Here is a 576-nt window from a genome sequence, read left to right on the forward strand (position 1 = left end):
CCAATTTTTTATTGGTAGAAAAGTTAAAGATGGAGCTAGTCACACGTGCCAAGCCATTTGAGAGAAGAACACGCAGACCTGTCGGAATAAAGCTCAAGCATAGAATAGAGAGAGCGTAGACCACATAATCTACGATAAAACTACTAAAAGACGAGAGCGCAAACTTTAAAATATTTTTATAAATCATCAAGCCATCTCGAATAGGTCGGAAGTGAGAAGCCTCATTGTCGTTGATATAGACCGTTTCAATCGGAACTTCTAAGATTGGGTAGGCTTGACTGGCTTCGAGGAGCATGTTCATTTCGTATTCATACCGTTGTCCTTCTATCTTAAGCATAAAGGGGATCATATCCGTTGAAAAGGCACGTAATCCTGTCTGGGTGTCGGATACAGCGACACCTGTTTGCAGTTTAAACAAGATACGAGTCAAGCTGTTTCCAAAACGACTACGCAAGGGAACCTTGCCAGTAAAGGCACGAATACCAAGGACAAGTGTATTAGGATTTTCATTTGATTTTGTCATATTACGGAAAATGTCCCAGATCCTGTGCTGGCCATCTGCGTCCGCTGTAACCA

General features: G+C 42.0%; 1 pseudogene. It reads right to left on the reverse strand.

Going from position 1 to position 576, the window contains the following annotated elements:
- Positions 1 to 576 (reverse strand): annotated as a pseudogene (locus tag SORDD16_RS04670) (bifunctional glycosyltransferase family 2/GtrA family protein); the annotation flags it as partial.

This window comes from Streptococcus oralis, from assembly GCF_001578945.1.
Lineage (GTDB): Bacteria > Bacillota > Bacilli > Lactobacillales > Streptococcaceae > Streptococcus > Streptococcus oralis_Q.